The organism is Mucilaginibacter sp. P5_A4 (assembly GCF_056400605.1).
The window spans coordinates 1-903 of sequence record NZ_JBFUKX010000157.1 but is presented as its reverse complement, the minus strand read 5'-3'; the positions used below and the strand labels follow the sequence as shown (position 1 = coordinate 903).

Sequence of the window (903 nt, the reverse complement as noted above, 5' to 3'; positions counted from 1 at the left end):
GACAAGAGGCTTCTACATGCATTGACGGTGTGTTTTTACTTGATACGCCTTGAAATACGGGACCAATAATACAATAATGATCTACAAGAAAAATACTATGATTTGGTAAGTGGTTAAAGTACTTAAATTCGAAATTAGGATATTGCCTATTCAGTTTGTCGAACTTAGTTTTGAGAATTTCAAATTGAGCCTGTGAATGTACTTCAAGGAAGGATTTGTTGGGAAGAAGGATTTTTACTTTTACATTTCTGCTCAACGCAGTAAGCAATACTTTGTTGTGTTCTTGACTGCTATTAACGTCAGCAAAGTCATTTACCAATCGACTTGCAGTAACAGCCAATATTGCAATTTCTTCCTTTGATCCATTAATTAAGGACCCATATAATTCTCTTTTGTCACGATCAGGCCGTATGTCAATAATTTTCATTTGGCGATATTTGTCAATTTTAACGTATTCATACCAACTGAACAAAAATTGAATAGTAGCCAAAGCAAAGCCTGTGGCAAGCCCTGATATTAAACTACTATATTTGGGATTATTTATTTTTAAAAATAGCAAAGTTAAAAGAGCAGTCAGAATAATTAATACAAAGAAAATGGCATTGCCAATTTTGAAATTTAGACTTTTATTAAAAAGACTCATTATTTAGAGATTTTTTGATGAAGTTATAATTATTTCATAACCATTTCTAAGTAACAAGTATTTTTTTTAATATTAATGTCGACTACGCACCTGATACCTGCGCAAGCATAAGAGGCATTGTCGATGTTTTTTCTGTCTAAAACAAATTGTGTCTTTTTAGCACTTTTGTGAGTTGTCTTGCACCGGAATCAAGTGTTCTGGTTCATCAGAATCTCCAACTAAAGCTCTAAACGACTTAAAAGCCACTATGGGGATAAACC

Annotated in this window: 1 protein-coding gene; it reads right to left on the bottom strand. The window is 32.9% G+C overall.

Annotation, left to right across the window (positions count from 1 at the left end):
* On the bottom strand, window positions 1–643 hold a 643-nt coding region (locus tag AC1DQW_RS27785), incomplete at its 3' end, for a phospholipase D-like domain-containing protein (RefSeq protein ID WP_477457037.1).
* Between the last annotated feature and the right edge of the window lie 260 nt (window positions 644–903).